General features: G+C 68.9%; 17 protein-coding genes and 1 pseudogene. 16 read left to right on the top strand and 2 right to left on the bottom strand.

Translation table 11 applies throughout. The features are described from left to right. The first annotated feature begins 2 nt into the window (after nucleotides 1-2). The 16 genes and pseudogenes from BUR94_RS12065 (at nucleotide 3) to BUR94_RS11990 (ending at nucleotide 20,894) form a co-directional block, all read left to right on the top strand. Entirely contained in the window at nucleotides 3-1,052 is a 1,050-nt protein-coding gene (locus BUR94_RS12065) for an ABC transporter permease (protein ID WP_425445246.1), read from the top strand. Continuing rightward, nucleotides 1,049-1,981 (top strand): ABC transporter permease, encoded by a 933-nt coding sequence (locus BUR94_RS12060; RefSeq protein WP_074256468.1) that lies wholly within the window; start codon nucleotides 1,049-1,051, stop codon nucleotides 1,979-1,981. Before BUR94_RS12065 ends, BUR94_RS12060 begins: the two co-directional genes overlap by 4 nt. A gap of 83 nt (nucleotides 1,982-2,064) precedes the next feature. Next, nucleotides 2,065-2,835: pseudogene (locus BUR94_RS12055) on the top strand (ABC transporter ATP-binding protein); the annotation flags it as partial. Beyond that, nucleotides 2,832-3,605 (top strand): ABC transporter ATP-binding protein, encoded by a 774-nt coding sequence (locus BUR94_RS12050; protein ID WP_074256466.1) that lies wholly within the window; start codon nucleotides 2,832-2,834, stop codon nucleotides 3,603-3,605. The pseudogene BUR94_RS12055 and the gene BUR94_RS12050, both read left to right, overlap by 4 nt. Before the next feature lie 156 nt (nucleotides 3,606-3,761). Next, on the top strand, nucleotides 3,762-4,346 hold the full coding sequence (locus tag BUR94_RS12045) for an ANTAR domain-containing response regulator (RefSeq protein ID WP_074256465.1): 585 nt from the start codon (nucleotides 3,762-3,764) through the stop codon (nucleotides 4,344-4,346). After that, the gene (locus BUR94_RS12040) at nucleotides 4,343-5,518 is read left to right on the top strand and encodes a CmpA/NrtA family ABC transporter substrate-binding protein (RefSeq protein ID WP_074256464.1); all 1,176 of its coding nucleotides are present in this window, start codon (nucleotides 4,343-4,345) and stop codon (nucleotides 5,516-5,518) included. Before BUR94_RS12045 ends, BUR94_RS12040 begins: the two co-directional genes overlap by 4 nt. A 268-nt stretch (nucleotides 5,519-5,786) precedes the next feature. Next, nucleotides 5,787-7,154: a CmpA/NrtA family ABC transporter substrate-binding protein gene (locus BUR94_RS12035; RefSeq protein WP_074256463.1), complete on the top strand. Its 1,368-nt coding sequence runs from the start codon at nucleotides 5,787-5,789 to the stop codon at nucleotides 7,152-7,154. A gap of 155 nt (nucleotides 7,155-7,309) precedes the next feature. Continuing rightward, nucleotides 7,310-8,395: an ABC transporter permease gene (locus BUR94_RS12030; protein ID WP_074256462.1), complete on the top strand. Its 1,086-nt coding sequence runs from the start codon at nucleotides 7,310-7,312 to the stop codon at nucleotides 8,393-8,395. A 5-nt stretch (nucleotides 8,396-8,400) separates the two neighbouring features. Continuing rightward, nucleotides 8,401-10,092 carry an ABC transporter ATP-binding protein gene (locus BUR94_RS12025; RefSeq protein WP_074257706.1) on the top strand — a complete coding sequence of 564 codons (1,692 nt, stop codon included), beginning with the start codon at nucleotides 8,401-8,403 and terminating at the stop codon, nucleotides 10,090-10,092. Nucleotides 10,093-10,151: 59 nt separating this feature from the next. Further along, entirely contained in the window at nucleotides 10,152-11,117 is a 966-nt protein-coding gene (locus tag BUR94_RS12020) for a GAF domain-containing protein (RefSeq protein WP_245794450.1), read from the top strand. Between the two features lie 105 nt (nucleotides 11,118-11,222). Beyond that, entirely contained in the window at nucleotides 11,223-13,658 is a 2,436-nt protein-coding gene (gene nirB, locus BUR94_RS12015) for a nitrite reductase large subunit NirB (RefSeq protein ID WP_074256461.1), read from the top strand. Continuing rightward, a complete protein-coding gene (nirD, locus tag BUR94_RS12010) occupies nucleotides 13,655-13,990 on the top strand; it encodes a nitrite reductase small subunit NirD (protein ID WP_074256460.1) in 336 nt (111 codons plus the stop codon). Before nirB ends, nirD begins: the two co-directional genes overlap by 4 nt. Beyond that, on the top strand, nucleotides 13,990-16,623 hold the full coding sequence (locus BUR94_RS12005) for a nitrate reductase (protein WP_074256459.1): 2,634 nt from the start codon (nucleotides 13,990-13,992) through the stop codon (nucleotides 16,621-16,623). Before nirD ends, BUR94_RS12005 begins: the two co-directional genes overlap by 1 nt. Then, a complete protein-coding gene (locus BUR94_RS12000; RefSeq protein ID WP_074256458.1) occupies nucleotides 16,620-17,585 on the top strand; it encodes a glycosyl transferase family protein in 966 nt (321 codons plus the stop codon). Before BUR94_RS12005 ends, BUR94_RS12000 begins: the two co-directional genes overlap by 4 nt. A gap of 14 nt (nucleotides 17,586-17,599) precedes the next feature. After that, on the top strand, nucleotides 17,600-19,012 hold the full coding sequence (gene cysG, locus BUR94_RS11995; protein WP_074256457.1) for a siroheme synthase CysG: 1,413 nt from the start codon (nucleotides 17,600-17,602) through the stop codon (nucleotides 19,010-19,012). Nucleotides 19,013-19,148: 136 nt separating this feature from the next. Further along, nucleotides 19,149-20,894, top strand: a complete 1,746-nt coding sequence (locus tag BUR94_RS11990; RefSeq protein ID WP_074256456.1) for a sugar phosphorylase — start codon at nucleotides 19,149-19,151, stop codon at nucleotides 20,892-20,894. Between the two features lie 215 nt (nucleotides 20,895-21,109). Here BUR94_RS11990 and BUR94_RS11985 read toward each other — a convergent pair whose 3' ends face one another. Together BUR94_RS11985 and BUR94_RS11980 are read right to left on the bottom strand one after the other, a co-directional pair. After that, nucleotides 21,110-22,330, bottom strand: a complete 1,221-nt coding sequence (locus BUR94_RS11985; RefSeq protein ID WP_074256455.1) for a glycosyltransferase family protein — start codon at nucleotides 22,328-22,330, stop codon at nucleotides 21,110-21,112. 16 nt (nucleotides 22,331-22,346) lie between these two features. Continuing rightward, nucleotides 22,347-23,135: an HAD-IIB family hydrolase gene (locus BUR94_RS11980; RefSeq protein ID WP_074256454.1), complete on the bottom strand. Its 789-nt coding sequence runs from the start codon at nucleotides 23,133-23,135 to the stop codon at nucleotides 22,347-22,349. Nucleotides 23,136-23,153: the final 18 nt, after the last annotated feature.

The following is a 23,153-nucleotide window of genomic DNA, read 5'->3' as shown; positions in this document are numbered from 1 at the left end:
ACGTGACACAGCACTCGGAGGACCGGCGCGGGCCGGTCCTCCCTCCCTGGCTCAAGAAGCTGGCCGCCACGCTGCTGACCGTGGCCGTCACCTTGTTGGGTCTTTTGTTCGTGACCTTCATGATCGGCCGCGTCATGCCGATCGACCCGGTTCTCGCCGTCATCGGCGAGCGGGCGACCCAGGCGCAGTATGATGCCGCCTTCAAGGAGCTCGGCCTCGACAAGAGCCTGATCGAACAGTTCTACATCTACGTGCGCGATGTGCTCTCGGGCGATTTCGGCAAGTCCATCCGCACCGGCCAGCCGGTGACCACCGATATCGCGCGCGTCTTCCCGGCCACGCTGGAGCTGGCGACGCTGGGCACCATCATCGGCATCGTCCTGGGCGTGCCGCTCGGTGTCATGGCCGCCGTCTATCGCGGAAGCTGGATCGACCAGCTGGCCCGCTTTGTTGGCCTCATCGGTTACTCCATGCCGATCTTCTGGCTCGGGCTCGTGGGCCTGCTGATCTTCTACGGCATCCTCGACTGGGTCGAGGGGCCGGGCCGGCTCGGCGTGTTCTTCCAGGGCCTCGTGCCAGAGCGCACCGGCCTGCTGCTGGTCGACAGCGCCATCGCCGGCGACTGGACCGTGTTCAAGGATGCCTTCGGCCACATCATCCTGCCAGCCTGCCTGCTGGGCTACTACAGCCTCGCCTACATCAGCCGGATGACGCGCTCGTTCATGCTGGAGCAGCTGAACTCCGAGTATGTGACGACCGCGCGGGTCAAGGGCCTGTCGGAGCGCAAGGTGATCTGGCGCCACGCCTTCCGCAACATCCGCATCCAGCTCATCACCGTGATCGCCCTGGCCTACGCCAACCTGCTCGAAGGCTCGGTGCTGACCGAGATCATCTTCGCGTGGCCGGGGCTCGGAAGCTACATCACCACCTCGCTGCTGGCCAATGACATGAACTCCGTCCTCGGCGGCACCGTGGTGATCGGCACCATCTTCGTGGGGCTCAACATCTTTTCCGACCTGCTCTACCGCTTCTTCGACCCGAGGGCGAAATGACGGAACTTCCCAACCCCGCCCCCAAGCCAGGCTGGCGCGAATGGCTGCTGACCGATGCGCCCACCTCGCGCCGCCAGGCCCGCGCCGCGGCCTGGTATGCCGGCTGGACCAACCTGCGCGGCAACACGCTGGCGATGTTCGGCCTGCTGGTGCTGCTCTTCCTCATCTTCTGCGCCGCCTTCGCGCCGCTGCTGGCCAGCCACGATCCCTTCTCGCAGGATCTCGGCGCGCGGCTCCTGCCGCCCGGCTCCGAGGGCTACATCCTCGGCACCGACAGCCTGGGGCGCGACATCTACTCCCGCCTGCTCTACGGCGCGCGGATCTCGCTCTACATCGTGGCGCTGGTGGCGCTGGTGGCCCCTCTGCTCGGCCTCATCATCGGCACCATCGCAGGCTACGCCGGCGGCTGGCTCGACGTGGTGCTGATGCGCTTCACCGATATCTTCCTCGCCTTTCCGCGGCTCATCCTGGCGCTGGCCTTCGTGGCCGCCCTGGGCGCGGGGATCGAAAACGCGGTGCTCGCGATCTCGCTCACCGCATGGCCGCCCTATGCCCGGATCGCCCGCGCCGAGACCCTGACGATCCGCAACTCCGACTATATTCACGCCATCCGCCTGCAAGGGGCAGGGGCCGTGCGGATCATCACCCGCCACGTCTGGCCGCTCTGCATCTCGTCGCTGGTCATCCGCGTCACGCTCGACATGGCCGGCATCATCCTCACGGCGGCGGGCCTGGGCTTTCTCGGCCTCGGCGCGCAGCCGCCCTCGCCGGAATGGGGCGCGATGGTCTCGGAGGGCCGCAAGTACATTCTCGATTACTGGTGGGTCGCCACCATCCCCGGCCTCGCCATCTTCGCCATTTCGCTGGCCTTCAACCTGCTGGGCGACGGGCTGCGCGACGTGCTGGACCCCAAGGAGAGCAAGTCGTGAGCGACACCCTGCTCGACGTCGAGAACCTCTGGGTCCGGTTTCCCACCCGCAACGGCATCTTCGATGCGGTGCGCGGCATCTCCTTCTCGCTCGGCCGCGAGCGCCTCGGGATCGTCGGAGAATCCGGCTCGGGCAAGTCCATGACCGGCCGCGCCCTGCTCAAGCTCATCCGCAAGCCCGGCTTCGTCGAGGCCGACCGGATGCAGATGGGCGAGACCAACCTGCTGACCGCCACCGAGAAGGACATGCGCAGCATCCGCGGCGCCCATGCCTCGATGATCATGCAGGACCCGAAGTTCTCGCTGAACCCGGTGATGACCGTCGAGCAGCAGATGGTCGAGGCCCTGACGACCCATGAGAGGGTGAGCCGCCGCGAGGCCCGCGCCCGTGCGCTCGAGATGCTCGATGCGGTGGCCATCCGCGAGCCCGAGCGCGTGCTCAAGCTCTACCCCCACGAGGTCTCGGGCGGCATGGGCCAGCGCATCATGATCGCCATGATGCTCATCCCCGACCCCGAGATCCTCATCGCCGACGAGCCCACCTCGGCGCTCGATGTCTCGGTGCAGCTCCAGGTGCTGGAGATCATGGACAAGCTGGTGAAGGATCGCGGCATGGGCCTGATCTTCATCAGCCACGATCTCAACCTCGTTGCCAACTTCTGCGACCGCGTGGCGGTGATGTACGCCGGGCGGATCGTCGAGGTCTGCGAGGCCGGCAAGCTGGGCGAGGCGCGCCACCCCTACACCCGCGGGTTGCTCAACGCGGTGCCCGATCTCGAACACCCCCGCGACAGGCTCGAGGTGCTGCAACGCGACCCCGCCTGGCGCGAGGCCCCCTCGGTGAGTGCGCGATGACCACGGCAGGCAAGGGCGACGCGATCGACATCCGCAATCTCCGCGTCTGGTTCGGCGAGGGCGCCGCGCGCAACGTCGCCGTCAAGGGCGTGAACCTCGCCGTGGTGGAGGGCCAAAGCTTCGGGCTGGTGGGCGAGAGCGGCTCGGGCAAATCCACCGTGCTGCGCGCCATCGCCGGGCTGGTCGAAAGCTGGGACGGCGCGATTTCGGTTGCCGGCGAGAGCCTGCACCCAAGGGGCCGCAGCAAGCAGTTCTACAAGACCGTGCAGATGGTGTTCCAGGATCCCTATGCCTCACTCCACCCGCGCCACACGGTCGACCGGGTGCTGGGCGAAACCCTGCAACTGCACGGCTTCTCCGATATCGACGCCCGCATCACCCGCCTGCTCGACTCGGTGGGTCTCGGCAAGGGCTTCCGCTTCCGCTACCCGCACCAGCTTTCGGGCGGCCAGCGGCAGCGCGTCGCCATCGCCCGCGCGCTCGCCCCCGAGCCGCGCATCCTGCTGCTCGACGAGCCCACCTCGGCGCTCGACGTCTCGGTGCAGGCCGAAATCCTCAACCTGCTGTCGGACCTGCGCACCGACATGGGCCTCACCTACCTGATGGTCAGCCACGACCTCGGCGTGGTCGGCCACATGTGCGGGCAGGTGGCGGTGATGCAGCAGGGCGAGATCGTCGAGGAGCTGGGCGTGGCCGAGATGCGCAAGCTTGAGGCCAACCACCCCTACACCCAGCACCTGCTGGCAAGCTCCCTGGGCGCGATCCGCTAGCACCGCTTTCGCGCTCCGCCTGCTTTCCGGGCGATTCGCACACTCCTTGCGCAGCCGCCGCCCGCGCCGATCCGCCGCCGCGCGGGCCACCCCGCCGCCACTTGTTGCTCGCTGCGGCGCAGCATAGGCAGGTCCGGCCACTTCGGAACTGCGGACATGCCGGACAAACTCTCCATCATCGTCGTCGAGGCCGACCGTGAACGGGCCCTCCTCATCGTCGACAGCCTGCGTGAGGCGGGCGACTTCGACGTGAGCGTGATCTCCGAGGTCACCGGTCTCTCCCGCCGCATCTCCGAACTCAACCCCGATGTCGTGCTGGTCGATGTGGCCGCCCCCTCCCGCGACATGCTCGAGGAGCTCACCCTCGCCTCCGGCCCGATGGACCGGCCCGTGGCGCTCTTCGTCGACCGCGACGATGCCGGGCTCACCCGCGCCGCGATCGAGGCCGGCGTCTCGGCCTATGTCGTGGACGGGCTGCGCCCCGACCGGATCAAGCCGATCATGGATGCCGCCATCGCCCGCTTCCACATGTTCTCCCAGATGCGCGCCGAGCTGAAGGCGACCCGGCAGGCGCTGGAGGAGCGCAAGATCATCGACCGCGCCAAGGGCCTGCTGATGAAGGCCAAGGGGCTCGACGAGGACCAGGCCTACGCGCTGCTGCGCAAGGCCGCGATGGACCAGGGCGTCAAGCTCGCCGACGTGGCGCAAAGCCTCGTCACCGCCGCCGGGTTGCTCTCGTGAGCGCGCCCCTGTCCGCCGGGTTCATCCCGCTGGTCGATGCCGCCCCCCTGGTGATCGCCCGCGAGATCGGCTTTGCCGAGGCCGAAGGTCTGGCGCTCACCCTGCGTCCCGCCGCCTCCTGGTCGACCCTGCGCGACATGGTCTCGCTGGGCCAGGTCGAGGCCGCGCACATGCTGGCGCCCATGCCGGTGGCCGCCGCGCTGGGCTTGGGCGGCTCGGGCATCCGGCTCGACGTGCTGCAGGTGCTCTCGGTCAACGGCAATGCCATCGGCGTCTCCGCGGCCCTTGCCCGCGAGATGCGCGACGCGGGCCACCCCTTCGACTTCGACGATGCCGCCGCTGCCGGGCGCGCGCTGCTGGCCGCGCGGCCCGAGGGGCTGCGGATGGGCGTGCCCTTTCCCTTTTCCGGCCACGCCGAGCTGCTCTATCACTGGCTCGGCGCGCTGGGCTTCGCCGTGCCGCAGGCGCTCTCGGTCCATACCGTTCCGCCGCCGCTGATGGCCGAGGCCCTTGCCGCCGGCGAGATCGAGGCCTTCTGCGTCGGCGCGCCCTGGGGCACGCTGGCGGTGGAGAGCGGGGCAGGGGAGCTGCTGCTGCCAGGCACCGCCATCCGCCGCTTCGCCCCCGAGAAGGTGCTGGCCGTGCGGCATGACTGGGCCGAGACCGAGCCCGAGCTCACCGGGCGCCTGATGCGGGCCATCTGGCGGGCGAACCGCTGGCTGGGCCAGCCCGAAAACCGGATGACCGCCGCCGAGATCCTCGCCCGCAAGCCCTATCTCGACACCCCGGCCGAGCTGATCGAGCGGGCGCTCTCGGGGCGGCTCATCGTGAGCCAGAAGGGCGACATGCGCTCCGTGCCGCGCTACCTCGCCTTCTTCGAGGGGGCCGCGACCTTTCCCTGGCGCTCCACCGGCGCGCTCATCGCCGACCGGATCGCCGCCCGAACCGGGCTCGACCGTCCCGCCGCGCAGGCCGAAGGGCGGCGCGTGTTCCGCTCCGACCTCTACCGCCAGCACCTCGCCGCCACCACCGCCGACATGCCCGGCGCCTCCGAGCGGATGGAGGGTGCGCTGCATGAAGACACCCCCGCCGCCTCGCCCTCGGGGCGACTCACCCTGCCTGCGGATTCGTTCTTCGACGGCTACATTTTTGATCCGGGGCAGGATCGCTGACCAATTTTTGGGCACAGCCTCGCACCACGCCGCAGTGCAGCACCCCGCGGCGCGGCTTTCCCGAAGCAGATGTTGACCGCCCGCAGCGTCGCGGGCATGTGTTGATCCCAGATGAGGCAAGGGCGTCTCGTCCGACAGAATTCACCCTCGAAGATGCGGGTAACCCGAGCACAGCCGCTCGACCCATTGCGCCAGCACGGCGCGATGTCGGTCAGCGGCTTTTTTGTTTTTGGGCGTTCGCAAGCGCCCCCAACCAAGGGACGACCACATGAAAACCCTCTTCGGAATCGTTGCCACCACGGCGACCCTTCTGACCGGCACCGCGATGGCCCAGTCGCTGGACCTCGAAAAGGACGAGCTGAAGTTCGGCTTCATCAAGCTGACCGACATGGCTCCGCTCGCGGTGGCCTACGAGCAGGGCTACTTCCTCGACGAGGGCCTCTTCGTCACGCTGGAGGCCCAGGCCAACTGGAAGGTCCTGCTCGACGGCGTGATCGACGGCACCCTCGACGGCGCCCACATGCTGGCCGGCCAGCCGCTCGCCGCCACCATCGGCTTCGGCACCGAGGCCCATATCGTCACCCCCTTCTCGATGGACCTGAACGGCAACGGCATCACAGTGTCCAACGAGGTCTGGGAGCTGATGAAGCCCAATATCCCGCAGGAGGATGGCAAGCCGGTGCACCCGATCTCCGCCTCCGCCATGGCGCCGGTCGTCGAACAGTACAAGTCCGAGGGCAAGCCCTTCAACATGGGCATGGTCTTTCCGGTCTCCACCCACAATTACGAGCTGCGCTACTGGCTCGCCGCCGGCGGCCTGCACCCGGGCTTCTACAGCCCCGAAAACATCTCGGGCCAGATCGGCGCCGACGTGCTGCTCTCCGTGACTCCGCCGCCGCAGATGCCCGCCACCCTCGAGGCCGGCACCATCTATGGCTACTGCGTGGGCGAGCCCTGGAACCAGCAGGCGGTGTTCAAGGGCATCGGCGTGCCGGTCATCACCGACTACGAGCTGTGGAAGAACAACCCCGAAAAGGTCTTCGGCATCACCGCCGACTTCGCCGAGCAGTACCCCAACACCACCAAGGCCGTGGTGAAGGCGCTGATCCGCGCCGCGATCTGGCTCGACGAGAACGACAACGCCAACCGGATGGAGGCGGTCGAGATCCTGTCGAAGCCCGAATACGTCGGCGCCGACGCCGAGGTGATCGCAAACTCGATGACCGGCACTTTTGAGTACGAGAAGGGCGACAAGCGCGAGGTCCCCGACTTCAACGTGTTCTTCCGCTACAACGCGACCTACCCGTTCTACTCCGATGCCATCTGGTACCTGACCCAGATGCGCCGCTGGGGCCAGATCGCCGAGCCCAAGTCGGACGACTGGTATGCCGAAACCGCAAAGTCGGTCTACCGCCCCGACATCTACCTCGAGGCCGCCCGCCTGCTGGTCGATGAAGGGCTAGCCAACGAGGCCGACTTTCCCTGGGACAGCGACGGCTACAAGGCGCCGACCCCCGCCGCCGACATCATTGACGGCATCCCCTACGACGGGAAGGCCCCCAACGCCTACCTCGACAGCCTGCCCATCGGCCTGAAGGGCGCCCAGGTTGTCGTCGGCAACGAGGTGCAGGGCTGACGCCCCGGATGGCTGGGTGACGCGCGCGCTGCCGCGCAACGCCCCACCCGCCATCCCGAGACACCCGCGCGCTCCCCCCTCGGGGTCGCGCAGCCAACCCCCCCGGCCGCAACGGCGTGGCCTCAGCACCAAAGCCCCAATCCGAGAGAGCTCGAATGACCGCCATAGACCCTCAATCGCTGACCGACGCCGCCGCCGCCAAGGAAGCCCGGAAAGCGCGCCTCTTCACCCGCATCAACAAGGCCGACAAGTGGTTTTCCGTCCTTGGCCTGGCCTGGATCACCCCGGTCCTGAAGGCCGCCGCAGGCGACAACCCGCGCGCCCAGGGCAAGGAGATCTGGCGCCTTCTCGGCGTTCCGCTGCTGGCCATCGCCGCCTTCCTGCTGCTCTGGGGCACCCTGGCGCCCCGCGTGCAAACCTCGCTCGGCGCCGTGCCCGGCCCGGTGCAGGTCTGGGGCGAGGCGGTCAACCTCCACGAGGATGCCGTCGCCAAATCCGCCAAGAAGGCGAAGTTCGAGGAGATGGTGGCCAAGCGCAACGACAAGCTCATCGCCGAGGGCCGCGCCGACGAGGTAAAATCGGTGGCCTACACCGGCGCGCCCAGCTTCTACGAGCAGATCTGGACCTCGATCAAGACGGTGTTCTTCGGCTTCCTCATCGGCTCCGCCGTGGCGATCCCTCTCGGCATCCTCGCGGGCCTCTCGCCCTACGCCAATGCCGCCATCAACCCGCTGATCCAGATCTTCAAGCCGGTCTCGCCGCTGGCCTGGCTGCCGATCGTCACCATGGTGGTTTCCGCCACCTCCACCGGCGAGGGGCTGTTTCCCAAGAGCTTCACCATCTCCGCCATCACCGTGACCCTCTGCTCGCTCTGGCCGACGCTGATCAACACCGCGCTCGGCGTGGCCTCCATCGACAAGGACCTGGTGAACGTCTCCAAGGTGCTGAAGATGAACACCTGGACCAAAATCACCAAGCTGGTCCTGCCCTCTGCCCTGCCGCTCATCTTCACCGGCCTGCGGCTCTCGCTGGGCGTGGGCTGGATGGTGCTGATCGCCGCCGAGATGCTGGCGCAGAACCCCGGCCTGGGAAAGTTCGTCTGGGACGAGTTCCAGAACGGCTCCTCCTCCTCGCTGGCCCGCATCATGGTCGCCGTGCTGACCATCGGGATCATCGGCTTCCTGCTGGACCGGGTGATGTATGCCCTCCAGTCGCTCTTCACCTTCTCCAACCAGCGGTGACCGAGATGGGTATCCTGAATTTCGACAATGTTTCCGTCGGCTTCGGTGAAGGCATCCACCGCACCGAAGTCCTGAAAGACATCACCCTCGACGTGGCCGAAGGCGAGTTTCTGGTGCTGCTGGGCTTCTCCGGCACCGGCAAGACGACCCTGATCAACCTCATGGCGGGCCTGCAAAAGCCCTCCTCCGGCGCCGTCACCTTCAAGGGCCGGCCGGTCACCGGCCCCGGCCCGGAGCGCGGCGTGATCTTCCAGTCCTACGCGCTGATGCCCTGGCTCACCGTGGCCGGCAACGTCGGGCTGGCGGTCGATACCGTGTTTCCCGGTCTGCCCAGGGCCGAGAAGGAGGCCAAGGTCGCCCATTACGTGCAGATGGTGGGCCTTTCCCACGCCGCCACTCGCCGCCCGGCCGAGCTGTCCGGCGGGATGCGCCAGCGGGTCAACGTGGCCCGGGCGCTCGCTATGAACCCCGAGGTGCTGCTGCTCGACGAGCCGCTCTCCGCGCTCGACGCGCTCACCCGCGCCAACCTCGCCGACGAGATCGAGGGCATCTGGAGCACCGACCGCAAGACCTGCGTGCTCATCACCAACGACGTGGACGAGGCCATCGTGCTGGCCGACCGGATCATCGCGCTCAACCCCGACGGCACCCTGGGCGAGGAGTTCCGGGTCGACATTCCGCGCCCCCGCGAGCGCGGCGAGATGAACCACCACGAGGGCTTCAAGGCTCTGCGGGCACAGGTGACGACCTACCTGATGGATGCCGGCATCGCCGCCCAGGCCGAGACCGGCCGGGTGCTGCCCGACATCCAGCCGATCCACAACCTGCCCAAGGCCCAGGCCGACGCGCAGGAGGGGATGAAGGATCTGAACTTCCTCCAGTTCGACGGGCTCCACAAGATCTACCCCACCCCCAAGGGGCCGCTGACCGTGGTGGAAGACTTCAATCTCAAGATGAACAAGGGCGAGTTCATCTCGCTGATCGGCCACTCCGGCTGCGGCAAGTCGACCGTGCTCACCATGGTCGCGGGGCTGAACGACATCTCGAAAGGCGCGATCAAGCTCGACGGCTTCCACGTGCGCGGCGCCGACCCCGAGCGCGCCGTGGTGTTTCAGGCGCCCTCGCTCTTTCCCTGGCTCACCGCGCGGGAAAACTGCGCCATCGGGGTCGACAAGGTCTATAACAGGGCCAGCCAGGCCGAGCGCGCCGACGTGGTCGACTACTACCTCGAACGCGTCGGCCTCGGCAGCGCGATGGACAAGCCCGCCAGCGAGATGTCCAACGGCATGAAGCAGCGCGTCGGCATCGCCCGCGCCTTCTCGCTCTCGCCCAAGCTGCTGTTGCTCGACGAGCCCTTCGGCATGCTCGACAGCCTCACCCGCTGGGAGCTGCAGGAGGTGCTGATGGAAGTCTGGCAGCGCACCAAGGTCACCGCGATCTGCGTCACCCATGACGTCGACGAGGCGATCCTGCTGGCCGACCGCGTGGTGATGATGACCAACGGCCCGCAGGCCACCATCGGCCGCATCGTCGATGTCGACCTGCCCCGCCCGCGCAGCCGCAAGGCCCTGCTGGAGCACCCCGACTACTACCTCTACCGCGAGCAGGTGCTGAACTTCCTCGAGGAGTACGAGCACGGCGCCACGGGCAAAACCGAGAAGAGCAGGCAGAAGTCCGGCGCGAGGAAGGCCGCCTGAACGGGGGCGACGTGACCACGGATTTCAAGATCATACCGGGCGGACGCCGCAGCGCCCCCATGCAGCACAAGGGAGACGACATCATGGATGTCGCGATCGACACACCAACGAAGACCTTCATCCAGGTCGCCGAAATCTGGGTGCCCGAGGGCGAGACCCTCGTGCATGGCGGCGGCAGCTACGGCGATCTGGCCGCCTTCGAGCAGGCCAGCCGCCGCGAGAGCTTCGCCCGCGGCCAGGGCCTTCCGGGCCGGGCCTGGGAGGAGGCCCGCCCGGTGGTGCTGAAAGGCTTCGACGGCAGCTATTTCAAGCGCACCGAGGCCGCCGCCGAGGCCGGGCTCACCTCCGCCGTGGCGGTGCCGGTCTTTGCCGGAAAAACCCTCAAGGCGGTTCTGGTGGTGCTCTGCGGTGACGATGAAAACCGCACCGGCGCCATCGAGGTCTGGAAGGAGCAAGACAGGATCCTGGTCCTGGACGATGGCTACTACGGCGCCGCCAGGCACTTCGAGTGGGTCTCGCAGCACACCCGGTTCCCGGCGGGGCAGGGGCTTCCGGGCGGGGTCTGGGCCAGCGCCACGCCGATCTTGATGCGCGATCTCGGCTCCGGCTACCGCTTCATCCGCGCCGATGCCGCCGGCAAGGCCGGGCTCACCACCGGCCTCGGCCTGCCCGTGCCAACCCCCTTCGGCGCGGCCCATGTGCTCACCCTGCTCTCGGCCCGCGGCACCCCCATCGCCCGCCGGTTCGAGATCTGGGATGCCCGCGCGGCCAAGGTCGGCAAGGGCGGCGGGGCGGCGCTGGTCGATGGCATCTGCGCCCGCGAAGGCGCGCTCTGGGATCCGGAGAACGCGGGCCAGGAGCGCCGCGCCGAGCCCTGGCAGGGCAGTATCGGCAAGGTGCTGGGCTCCGGCCTTCCGGTCGTCGAGAGCGGCAAGCCGGGCCTTGCCGCAGGCTACGGCTCGATGGTCGCCCTGCCGATCTACCAGGGCCCCGACCTCGCCCACATCGTCGCCTGGTACGTGTGAGGAGCACCCCATGATCCAGTTCGTCTTCGACCTCTTCGTCGTGCCGCACCCCACCCCGGTGCCGGTGCGGCCTGTCGCAAACTGCCCCACGCAGGGAGATCGCACATGACCCAGAAACTCGTCGTCATCGGGGCCGGCATGGCCTCCGGCCGGATGCTGGAGCATCTCTTCGAGGCCGACCCGCAGGCCTATGAGGTGACCCTCTTCAACGCCGAGCCGCGCGGCAACTACAACCGCATCATGCTCTCGCCCGTGCTCTCGGGCGAAAAGAGCTACGCCGAGATCGTCACCCACGATGCCGACTGGTACGCCCGCCACGGTGTGACCTGCCGCTTCGGCGAGAGCGTGGTGCGCATCGACCGCGACCGCAAGGTGGTGGTCGGCCAGAACGGCGAGGTGCCCTACGACAGGCTGGTGATCGGCACCGGCTCCGCGCCCTTCATCATCCCGGTGCCGGGCAGGGAGCTCGACGGCGTCATCACCTACCGCGACCTCGACGACACCGAGGCGATGATCGAGGCCGCCGGCACGCCGGGGGCGAAAGCCGTGGTGATCGGCGGCGGGCTGCTCGGGCTCGAGGCGGCCGCCGGCCTGCGCCTGCGCGGCATGGAGGTCACCGTGCTGCACCTGATGGGCCACCTGATGGAGCGCCAGCTCGACGAGAGCGCCGGCTACCTGCTGAAATCCGATCTCGAGCGCCGCGGCATCACCGTGCGCACCCGCGCCTCCACCAAGGCGATCCTCGGCGAGGGGCGCGTCGAGGCCGTGCTGCTCGACGACGGCACCGTGCTGGAGGCCGATCTCGTGGTGATGGCCGTCGGCATCCGCCCCGAGACCCGGCTGGCCAACGATGCCCACCTCGAGGTCAACCGCGGCATCGCCGTCGACGCGCAGCTGCGCAGCTCCGACCCCTCGATCTTCGCGCTGGGCGAATGCGTGGAGTTCAACGGCACCCTCTTCGGCCTCGTGGCCCCGCTCTACGACCAGGCCAGGGTGCTGGCGAAAACCCTCACCGGCGAGGCCGATGCCTTCACCGTCCGGGAGCTCTCCACCAAGCTGAAGGTGACCGGCTGCGACCTCTTCTCGGCCGGCGACTTCGCCGAGGGCGAGGGCCGCGAGGATATCGTCTTCCGCGACCCGGCGCGCGGCGTATACAAGCGCCTCGTCATCGAGGGCGACAGGCTGGTGGGCGCGGTGATGTATGGCGACACCGCCGACAGCAACTGGTTCTTCGGCCTCATCAAGGAGGCGACCCCCGTCGAGGAGATGCGCGAGACGCTGATCTTCGGCCCGGCCTTCCAGGGAGGTGCCGCCGTGGACCCTATGGCGGCCGTTGCAGCCTTACCGGCTGACGCAGAAATCTGCGGCTGCAACGGCGTGTGCAAGGGTCAGATCGTCGCCGCCATCGAAGCGGGCGCGACCAGCCTCGCCGAGATCAAGGCCACCACCAAGGCCTCGGCCTCCTGCGGCACCTGCACCGGCCTCGTCGAGCAGGTCATGTCTGTCACCCTCGGCGACGGCTTCAAGATCCCCGCCGCGCAAAACATCTGCGGCTGCACCGACCTCAGCCACGAGGACGTGCGCCGCCTCATCAAGGCCCGCGCGCTCAAGAGCCAGCCCGCCGTCTGGCAGGAGCTGGGGTGGAAAACCCCCAACGGCTGCCACACCTGCCGCCCGGCGATCAACTTCTACCTGCTGGCCGACTGGCCGCTCGACTACCAGGACGACCCGCAGAGCCGCTTCGTCAACGAGCGCAACCACGCCAACATCCAGAAGGACGGCACCTACAGCGTGATGCCCCGCATGTGGGGCGGCATGACCGACGCCGCCGAACTCCGCGCCATCGCCGACGCGGCCGACAAATACGGCGCCGCGGTCAAGGTCACCGGCGGCCAGCGGATCGATTTGCTGGGCATCCGCAAGGAGGATCTCCCCGCCATCTGGAACGACCTCAACCAGGCCGGCATGGTCTCGGGCCACGCCTATTCCAAGGGCCTGCGCACGGTCAAAACCTGCGTCGGCTCCGACTGGTGCCGCTTCGGCACGCAAGACAGCACCGGCCTCGGCATCAAGCTCGAAAAGAAGCTCTGGGGCAGCTGGACCCCGCACAAGGTCAAGCTCGCCGTCTCCGGCTGCCCGCGCAACTGCGCCGAGGCCACCTGCAAGGACGTGGGCATCATCTGCGTCGATAGCGGCTACCAGGTCGGTGTCGGCGGCGCTGCCGGGATGGACCTGAAGGAAACCGAGCGCCTGGTCGACGTGAAGTCCGAGGAGGAGGCGATCGAGTGGACCACGGCCTTCATCCAGCTTTACCGCGAGAACGCCAAATATCTCGACCGCCCCTACAAATGGGTCGCCAAGGTGGGGCTCGACTGGGTCAGGCAAACCCTCTCCGACCCCGCCGAACGCACCGCGCTGAACGAGAGGTTCGAGATCTCCCAATCCGTCTACCGCAAGGATCCCTGGGCCGACCACGCCCGCCCCGAAAAGGCCGCGAGCTTCCGGCTCGTCGCCGATCTCACCCAGGAGGCCGCCGAATGAGCTGGATCGACATCTGCGCCGTCACCGACATCGCCGAGCGCGGCGCGCGCATCGTGAAGACCGAGCTGGGCTGCGTCGCCCTGTTCCGCACCGGCCCGGAAGAGGTGTTCGCCGCCTCCAACAGCTGCCCACACAAGGGCGGGCCGCTCTCGGAGGGCATCGTCCACGGCCGCAAGGTCACCTGCCCGCTGCACAACTGGGTCTTCAGCCTCGAGACCGGCGAGGCCCAGGGCGCCGACGAGGGCCGCATCGCCACCTACCCGGTGCGCATCGAGGCAGGCCGCGTGCTGCTCGACGCCGAGGCGGTGGCCGCAGCCCGGAGTGCGGCGTGATGAGCGCCCCCGCCGTCTGCACCACCTGCCCCTATTGCGGCGTGGGCTGCGGCGTGCTGGCCACGCCCGACGGGGCAGGGGGCCTCACCGTTTCGGGCGACAAGAGCCACCCCGCCAACTTCGGGCGGCTCTGCTCCAAGGGCTCCGCCCTGGGCGAGACCGTCGGGCCTGAAGGCCGGCTGCTCGCCCCCCGGCTCTACGGCAAGGCGGCGGGCTGGCCCGAGGCCACCGCCGAAGTCGCCCGCCGGTTTTCCGAGACCATCGCGCAGCACGGGCCGGACTCGGTGGCCTTCTACGTCTCCGGCCAACTCCTGACCGAGGATTACTACGTCGCCAACAAGCTGATGAAAGGCTTCATCGGCTCGGCCAACATAGATACCAACTCCCGCCTCTGCATGGCCAGCTCGGTTGCCGGTCACCGCCGCGCCTTCGGCACCGATACCGTGCCCGGCACCTACGAGGATCTGGAGCAGGCCGATCTCGTCGTGCTCACCGGCTCCAACCTCGCCTGGTGCCACCCCGTGCTCTACCAGCGCATCGTGGCCGCCAAGGCCGCGCGGCCCTCCATGCAGATCGTGGTGATCGACCCGCGCCGCACCGCCACCTGCGATGCCGCCGACCTGCACCTGCCGCTCGCGCCCGGCTCCGACGTGGCGCTCTTCAACGGCTTGCTCCGCCATCTCGACCAGAGCGGCGCGGTCAGCGAGGCCTTCCTCCGCGCCTCCGTCGAGGGCTTCGATGAGGCCCTCGCCGCCGCTATCTCCGCTGCCCCTGCGACCGCGGAAACCGGCCTGCCCGACGCTCTGTTGCACCGCTTCTATGCCCTCTGGGCCGGCACCGAGAAGGTCGTCACCGTCTACTCCCAGGGCGTCAACCAGTCCGCCCAGGGCACCGACAAGGTCAACGCCATCCTCAACTGCCACCTCGCCACCGGCCGGATCGGCAGGCCCGGCATGGGGCCGTTCTCCGTCACCGGCCAGCCCAACGCCATGGGCGGGCGCGAGGTGGGCGGGCTGGCCAACATGCTGGCCTGCCACCTCGATCTCGAGAACGCCGCGCACCGCATGGCGGTGCGCGAGTTCTGGCAGGCCCCCCGGATGCCCGAGGCGCAGGGCCTCAAGGCGGTCGACATGTTCGATGCCGTCGAGCGCGGCCAGATCAAGGCGCTCTGGATCATGGCAACCAACCCGGCGGTGTCGATGCCCGAGGCCGACCGCGTCCGCGCCGCCATCGCCGGCTGCGAGTTTGTCGTGGTCTCCGACATCACCGCCGAAACCGATACCGCGCGGCTCGCCCATGTGCTGCTGCCCGCCACCGGCTGGGGCGAGAAGGAGGGCACCGTCACCAATTCGGAGCGCCGGATCAGCCGCCAGCGCACCGTGTTGCCCGCCCCCGGGCAGGCCCGGCACGACTGGCAGATCATCGCGCAGGTCGCCGCCGCGATGGGCTGGGGCAGCGCGTTCGATTATTCCTCCCCCGCCGAGATCTTCCGCGAATACGCCACCCTCTCGGGCATCGCCGCCCAGCTCGGCAAGGACTTCGACATCTCCGGCCTCGCCGGGCTCACCGACGCCGACTATGCCGATCTCGCCCCCGTGCAATGGCCCGTCAACACCACCCGCACCGGCGGCCGCTTCTTTGCCGACGGCCGCTTCTTCACCCCCTCCGGCCGTGCCCGCATGCTGCCCCTGCGCAGCGCCCCCACGGCGGCCAACCCGGCCTTTCCCTTCCGCCTCAACACAGGCCGGGTGCGCGACCACTGGCACACCATGACCCGCACCGGCCAGTCGCCGCGCCTCTCCCAGCACATGGCCGAACCCTACCTCGAGGTGCACCCCGACGACGCCTCCCGCCTTGGCCTCCGCCCAGCCGGGATCGCCGAGGTCACAAGCCCCTCGGGCCGCGCGCTCTGCCGCACCATGGTCACCGACAGGGTCCGCCCCGGCGAGGTCTTCATGCCGATGCACTGGACCGGCGAGACCGCCGCGCTGGGCCGGGCCGACGCGCTGGTGGCCTCGGTCGTCGACCCGGTCTCCGGCCAGCCCGAGAGCAAGGGGGCCAAGGTCGCCATTGCCCCCTTCGCCGCCGCCTGGTTCGGCTTCGCCGTCTCTGCCAGCAAGCCGCGCCCCGACGCCCCCTATTGGGCGCTCGCCCGCGCCCGGGGCGGCTGGCGGCTGGAGCTCGCAGGCGGCGAGGCCCCCGAGGATTGGGAGGCCTGGGCCCGCAGGGTCTTCGGGCTTGGCCCCGAGGCCCAGGCGCTCGTGGTCGAAGACAGGTCGCGCAACGGCGCCCGCCTTGCCTTTCTCGCGGAGGGCCGCCTCGCCGCTGCCCTCTTCATCGCCGCCGAGCCCGTCGCGGTGTCACGCAGCTTCATGGCCGGCCAGCTTGGTGCGGCCGCCGCGCCCGCCCAGCTCTCCGGCCAGCCAGGGCAGGACATGCCCGATCCCGGCGCAACCCTCTGCGCCTGTTTCGATGTCGGTGTGAACACCATCCTCGCCGCGATCCAGAGCCAGCACCTCGCCTCCGTCGAGGCCATCGGCGCGGCGCTTCAGGCGGGCACCAACTGCGGCTCCTGCCGCCCCGAGCTGGCCGCGCTGCTCACCTCCGCCACCCGCCGCGAGGCCGCCGAATGAGCCTGTCTCCCTACGTCCGCATCCTCGGCCGCGGCCCCGGCCGCTCCCGCTCGCTGACGCAGCAGGAGGCCGCCGAAGCCATGGCCCTCATCCTCTCCGGCGAGGCCGCCCCCGAGGCCGTGGGCGCGCTGCTGATGCTCATGCGCTACCGTGGTGAAACCCCCGGCGAGGTCGCAGGCTTCGTCGAGGCCGCCCGCGCGACCCTCCCCGCCTGGCCTGGCCCCGCCCCCGCGCTCGACTGGCCCAGCTACGCCGCCGGCCGCACCCGTGGCCTGCCGTGGTTCCTGCTCTCCGCCCGCCTCGCGGCGCTGGCCGGCGCGCCCGTCCTGCTCCACGGCTGGAACTCGCACCAGCAGGCCGCCGCCTCCGTCCGCGCCGCGCTGTCCGCCGCCGGCATCCCCGAGGCCCGCTCGATGCAGGAGGCCGCCGACCTCATCGCCGCGCAGGGCATCGCCTACCTGCCGCTCGAGGCCTTCGCCCCCCGGCTGCTCGACCTCCTGCGCCTCCGCGAGATCCTCGGCCTCCGCTCCGCCGTCAACACCGTCCTGCGGGTGCTCAACCCCGCTCTCGCGCCCGCCGCCGTGCAGGGCGTGTTCCACCCGCCCTACCGCGAACTTCAGGCCGACGCCTGCGACCTCCTCGGCCAGCCCGCAATGACCGTGCTCAAGGGCGGCGGCGGCGAGTTCGAGCGGCATCCCTCCAAGGACATCGCCCTTTTCGGCACCCGGAACGGCACTCGCTGGGAGGCCTCCGCCCCCGCGCTCGAAGCCGACCACCGCCGCCTCGCCGACGCGCAGCCCGACCCGGCAGACCTTGCCCGCCTCTGGTCGGGCGAGCTGACCGACCCCTTCGCCACCGCCATCGTGCTGGGCACCGCCGAGCTCGCGCTCGAAACCTGCGGCCGCGCGCCCGGTCTCGCCGCCGAGGCCTGGTCCACCCGCCACACCGCCCACGCCGCCTGACAGGAGAACGCGCAATGAAGACCTTCCCCATGTTCCTCCGCATGACCGGCCGCACCGTGGTGATCGCGGGCGGCGGCGAGCAGGCCGCGCAAAAGGCCCGGCTGATCCTGAAGACCGAGGCCCGCCTCCTCCTCGCCGCGCCTGCGCTCGACCCCGAGCTCGCCGCCCTCGTCGCCTCCGGCCGCGCCAGCCATCACCCCGGCCCGGTGACCGCCGACACCTTCCAGAACGCCGCGCTCGCCTTCATCGCCACCGGCTGCCCGGCGCTCGATGCGGCGCTCGCCACCCTCTCCCGCGCCGCCGGCACCGTCACCAACACCGTCGACCAGCCCGAGCTTTGCGACGCCTTCACCCCCTCGATCGTCGACCGCGACCCGCTCGTTGTGGCGATCGGGACCGAGGGCGCGGCCCCCGTGCTCGCCCGCCAGGTAAAGACCCGGATCGAAACCATGCTGGAGCCCCGCCTCGGCGAGTTCACCGCCATGGCGGGCCGGATGCGCGAGGCTGTCGCCCGCTCCATCCCCAAACCCGCCCGCCGCGCCTTCTGGCGCTGGGCCTTCACCGAGGCCCCCCGCCGCCTCCACGCCGCCGGGTCCGAGCGCGAGGCCGCCCGTGCCCTCAAGGAGGCCGTCGCCAAAGGCCTCCCCGAGGCGACGGGCCTGATCTCCCTCGTCGGCGCCGGCCCCGGCGCGCGCGACCTGCTCACGCTCCGCGCCGTCCAGCGCCTGCAGGAGGCCGATGTCATCTTCTATGACCGGCTGGTCGACCCCGAGGTGCTCGAACTCGCCCGCCGCGACGCCGAGCGGGTCTTCGTCGGCAAGGAGGTCGGCGCCTGCTCCTGGCCGCAACACAAGATCGACGCCGTGATCGTCGCCGCCGCCCGCGCGGGCCAGCGCGTCGTCCGCCTCAAGTCGGGCGATCCCGGCATCTTCGGCCGCGCCACCGAAGAGCTCGCCGCCGCCCGCGCCCATGGCATTACGGTCGAGATCGTCCCCGGTGTAACCGCCGCCTCCGCCTCCGCTGCCGCACGCGGCCGCTCCCTCACCGAGCGCGGCGCAACCGACCGGGTGGTCTTTGCCACCGGCACCTGCCGCGCGGGAGATGCCGCGCCGGACTGGGGCGCCCTCTGCACCCCCGGCACCACGCTGGCGCTCTACATGGGCGTGGCCCGCGCCGCCGAGATCGAGGCCAACCTGCTGGCCGCGGGCGTGCCCGCCACGGCGGAGGTCGAGATCACCTGCTCCGCCTCCACCGCCGCCGAGCGCCACCTCGCCTGCACCCTCTCCGACCTCGCCCGCACCGTGACCGGCGAGGCCGTCGCCAACCCGGCCATCATCCTCGTCCGCAACTCCAAGCAGCGAGCAGCCGTTGCCGAGATCGTTCCCGCCGCCGCCCGACCCGCACTCGCCCTCGCGGCTTCCGCCTGATCCGCAGAGCGGCGCTCGAAGTGCACAAGTTTTCGGCAGGTGGCGCCTGCATCCGCTCCGGGAGCGCCCGGTTCCTTGAACCCGGGCCGGCATTGATGCTCTACCTCGAGAGATGACCCAAGGCCCAAGACCCGCGATGCCAAGCCCCGCCCCTTCGGTGAAATCCCGCACCGCAGCCCTGCTCGCGCAGATCTACCCCGAGCACGATTGCAAGGCGCTGTCCCATCGGGTGCACGAGGCCTTCTGGCCCGAGGGCAGCCACCCGCGCAGCCGCGCCCGGACGGCCGGTAACAACCTCTGGAGCGAGGCCGACACCCTCGTCATCACCTATGCCAACTCCCTGGTGGACGGAAACCACAAGCCGCTCGACCTGCTGCGCGACTTTCTCACCCACTACCTGCAAGGGGTGATCTCGGGGGTGCATATCCTGCCGTTCTTCCCCTTCACCTCCGACGACGGCTTCGCCGTGGTCGATTACCGGGCGGTGAACCCGCAGGTCGGCGACTGGCCCGACATCAACCGCATCGCGGACGAGTTCAAGCTGATGTCCGACCTGGTGCTCAACCACGTCTCCAGCTTTTCCAAGTGGTTCCACGACTACCTCCAGGGCCACGAACCCTACGACAAGTTCTTTTTCGAGGCCTCCCCCGAAGACGACCTCAGCCAGGTTGTCCGCCCGCGCACCTCCGACCTCCTGCGCGAGGTCCAAACGCCCTCCGGCCCCCGGCACGTCTGGTGCACCTTCTCCCACGACCAGGTCGATCTGAACTTCGCCAACCCCGAGGTGCTGCTGGAGTTTCTGCGCGTCATGCGGCTGCACATCGACAACGGCATCCGGGTGATCCGGCTCGATGCCGTGGCCTTCATCTGGAAGGAGATCGGCACCACCTGCATCCACCTGCCGCAAACCCACGCCATCGTCCGGCTGATGCGCCTGCTCTTCGACTACGCCACCGAGCCGGTGATCCTGCTGACCGAGACCAACGTGCCCAACGCCGAGAACCTCAGCTACTTCGGCAACCGCAACGAGGCGCATGCGATCTACAACTTCTCGCTGCCGCCTCTGGTGCTGCACGCGCTGCTCACCGGATCCTCGCGCGCGCTCAACCAGTGGCTCATGGCCATGCCGCCCGCGCAACTGGGCTGCGCCTACCTCAACTTCACCGCCAGCCATGACGGCATCGGCATGCGTCCGGCCGAGGGGCTGCTCTCGGAGGACGACATCGAGGCGGTGATCGGCGCGGTCCGCGCCCACGGCGGGCTCGTGTCGATGCGCTCTCTGCCCGGCGGCGGCGAAAAGCCCTATGAGCTGAACATCACCTGGTTCGAGGCGATGAAGGGCACCGTGAACGGCCTCGATGCCCACCAGATCGAGCGCTTCCTCTGCTCGCAGACCATCGTGATGTCGCTCGAGGGCATCCCCGCCTTCTACATCCACTCCCTGCTGGCCACGCCCAATGACCACGAGGGCGTCGAGAAGACCGGGGTGAACCGCGCCATCAACCGCCACCGCTGGGATTACCCGACCCTGCGCAAGGCGCTCGACGATCCCGCCACGCCCCAGGCCGAGGTGCTGGCCCGGATGAAGCGCCGCATCTCCATCCGCACCCGACAGCCCGCCTTTCACCCCAACGCCACCCAGTTCACCCTGCAACTGGGCGAGGGCATCTTCGGCGTCTGGCGGCAAAGTCTCGACCGCTCGCAGTCGATCTTCGCGCTGCACAACCTCACCGGCGAGCTGATCACCCTCCCGGTCATGTCGATCAACCTGATCGGCGGAGAGGATTGGGTCGACCTGCTCTCGGACGAGCCGGTCGATGCCGCGCGGGGCGAGATCGCGCTGGCCCCCTACCAGTGCCGGTGGATCTCCAACAGGCACTGACACGAGAGGGGCAGGGCGGCCGCTTCAGCCTGTGCCCCGGAGGGCCGGGCGGCGATGGTCCACGACGCGCACCGCACGGTGCCGCAACCTTTCGTCGTTTTGCAGAAATGCCGTATGCATGGGGTGTGCATCGGTTGTGCATGGGTTGTGTATCGGTGCTTTTCGCTGGTTAACGCGATTTCAGCCGCCGCGTCCGGGCATTTCTGCAAAACCCCTCAGCCGAACTCCGCGTTGTCCTCCCGGATCGCCGCGGCCATGTCGCGCATCAGGTCCGGGTCGGCCGAATAGACCCGGCTCCAGTTCGGGATGAAGGGCGTTTCCATCGGATTCTCAAGGAAAATCTGGCCCGCTTCGACGATGTTGGAGGCAAAGAGCTCTACCGTCGCCTCCTCCCGGTGCCGGTCCACCGAGAGCCCGTTCATCGCCGCGTCGTGGGCATAGATCTCGATCATGTCGAGCGCCGTCCGGTAGTAGGTCGCCTTCAGCGAGCGGAACAGATTGGGTGTAAAAACAGTGCCATCCGCCGCGAGCTTGCGGTAAAGCGCCTTGCAGATGTCGATCGACATGCGGCTGAGGCCGGTGGTCTTGTCATCCTCGCTCACCGGTTGGTGCTTGTGGTCATAGCGGTCCGAGATCTCCGCCTGGCACACCGCCTTGGGGCTCAGATTGCGCCAGGCCTCCGACAGCACACCAATCTCCAGCCCCCAGTCCGATGGGATGCGCATGTCGGGCAAGATGCCGGTGCGCATGGCAAATTCACCCGCCAGCGGATAGCGGAAACCGCGCAGGTAATCGAGGTAATCGTGGTCTCCGATCACCTTCTTCAGCGCCAGCAGCATCGGGCTGACCAGCAGCCGTGAGACCCGTCCGTTAAGTTTTCCGTCAGCGATCCGGGGGTAGAACCCCTTGCAGAGCTGGTACGGAAAGTTCGGGTTCGCCACCGGGTAGACCAACCGCGCCAGCAAAGCCGCGTCGTAGGTCAGGATATCGCAGTCATGCAGCGCAATCACCGCCGAGTCGCCCTGGGCCAGCGCGTAGCCCATGCAGAACCACACGTTGCGCCCCTTGCCGGGTTCCTGCGGCGAGAGGTTCAGCGCCTTCAGCCGCTCGTCGATGGCCGTCAGTCTGGGCCCGTCGTTCCACAACACCATGTGCTCCTGCGGCAGCCGGGCGAAGAAGGCCTTGGCGTCGCGGTATTGCTGCGCGTCGGCGCGGTCGAGCCCGATGATGATCCGGCTGATGAATCGCACCTTGGAGAGTTCGTCGAGGATCGCGGGCAGGGCCTCGCCTTCCAGTTCCGAGTAGAGAGACGGCAGGATCAGCACGATCTTGCGGGTCACCGCGATCGTCTCGAGTTCGCGGGCCATGGCCGCCGGATCGAGGGTGCGCAGGTTGTGCAGCGTCGCAACGCTGCCGCTCTGGTGAAAATCGGCCAAGGTCCTATCCCCCGTGTCAGGCCTGCCTGTTGGCAGATGTCAGTTCGTCAATGAAGGCCAGCACCGCCGCGTTCCATCCCGCAGGGCCTTCGCCCGCCCTGCGGATCCGCCCGGTCTCTTCTCCGGGCAGCGGCGGGATTCCGGCGCCGTGCGGGTTGGCGATGATGATGCCGGTGTCCGCAGCCTCCAGCATCCCGATGTCATTGGGCGCGTCCCCGAGTGCCAGAACATGGGCTGTGGGCGCGATGCGGTCTGCCACCTCCTTCATCCGGTCGGCCTTGTCTGCGCCGAAGGAGAGGGTCAGAAACCGGCCGCCCTGCCGCGCGGTCACACCCTGCGCGGCAAGCTCGGCCAGAAAGGCGGCACGGGCCTCTTCGCTGCCCCGCCAGATGCCGGGCTCGGACCAGTCGCGCCGCGATGCCAGCGCCGCTTCGGCGGGCGGCAGGCCCGTCAGCCGTGCCACCCCCTCCGGCCCGAGGTCGGCAAAGCCCTCGAAGAGCGCCCGAAGTTCCGGTGTCACCCGAGCCAGGGCCTCCATCAGCGCCCCATGGCGCCCGCCGGTGGCCGTATCCTCCCCGCTCCACACCACGCCCGCACCATTCTCCACGATCAGCGCGGCGGGGCTGGCGGGCAGTTCACGGGCCAGTGCGGCCATTTCTGCGGCGGTCTTGCTGCTGGACAGCACCAGCGGAAAACTTTCTTTGACAACCCTTGATAGAGCGCTCTGCGCCGCAGCGTAGCTATAGGAATGATGGTCCAGGAGGGTGCCATCGAGGTCGGTGAAGATGATCAGATCAGAGGGCAAGGGCTCGTTTTCGCTTGA

The organism is Vannielia litorea, assembly GCF_900142295.1.
GTDB classification, from domain to species: domain Bacteria; phylum Pseudomonadota; class Alphaproteobacteria; order Rhodobacterales; family Rhodobacteraceae; genus Vannielia; species Vannielia litorea.
This window is presented reverse-complemented; position numbering and strand designations above follow the sequence as displayed.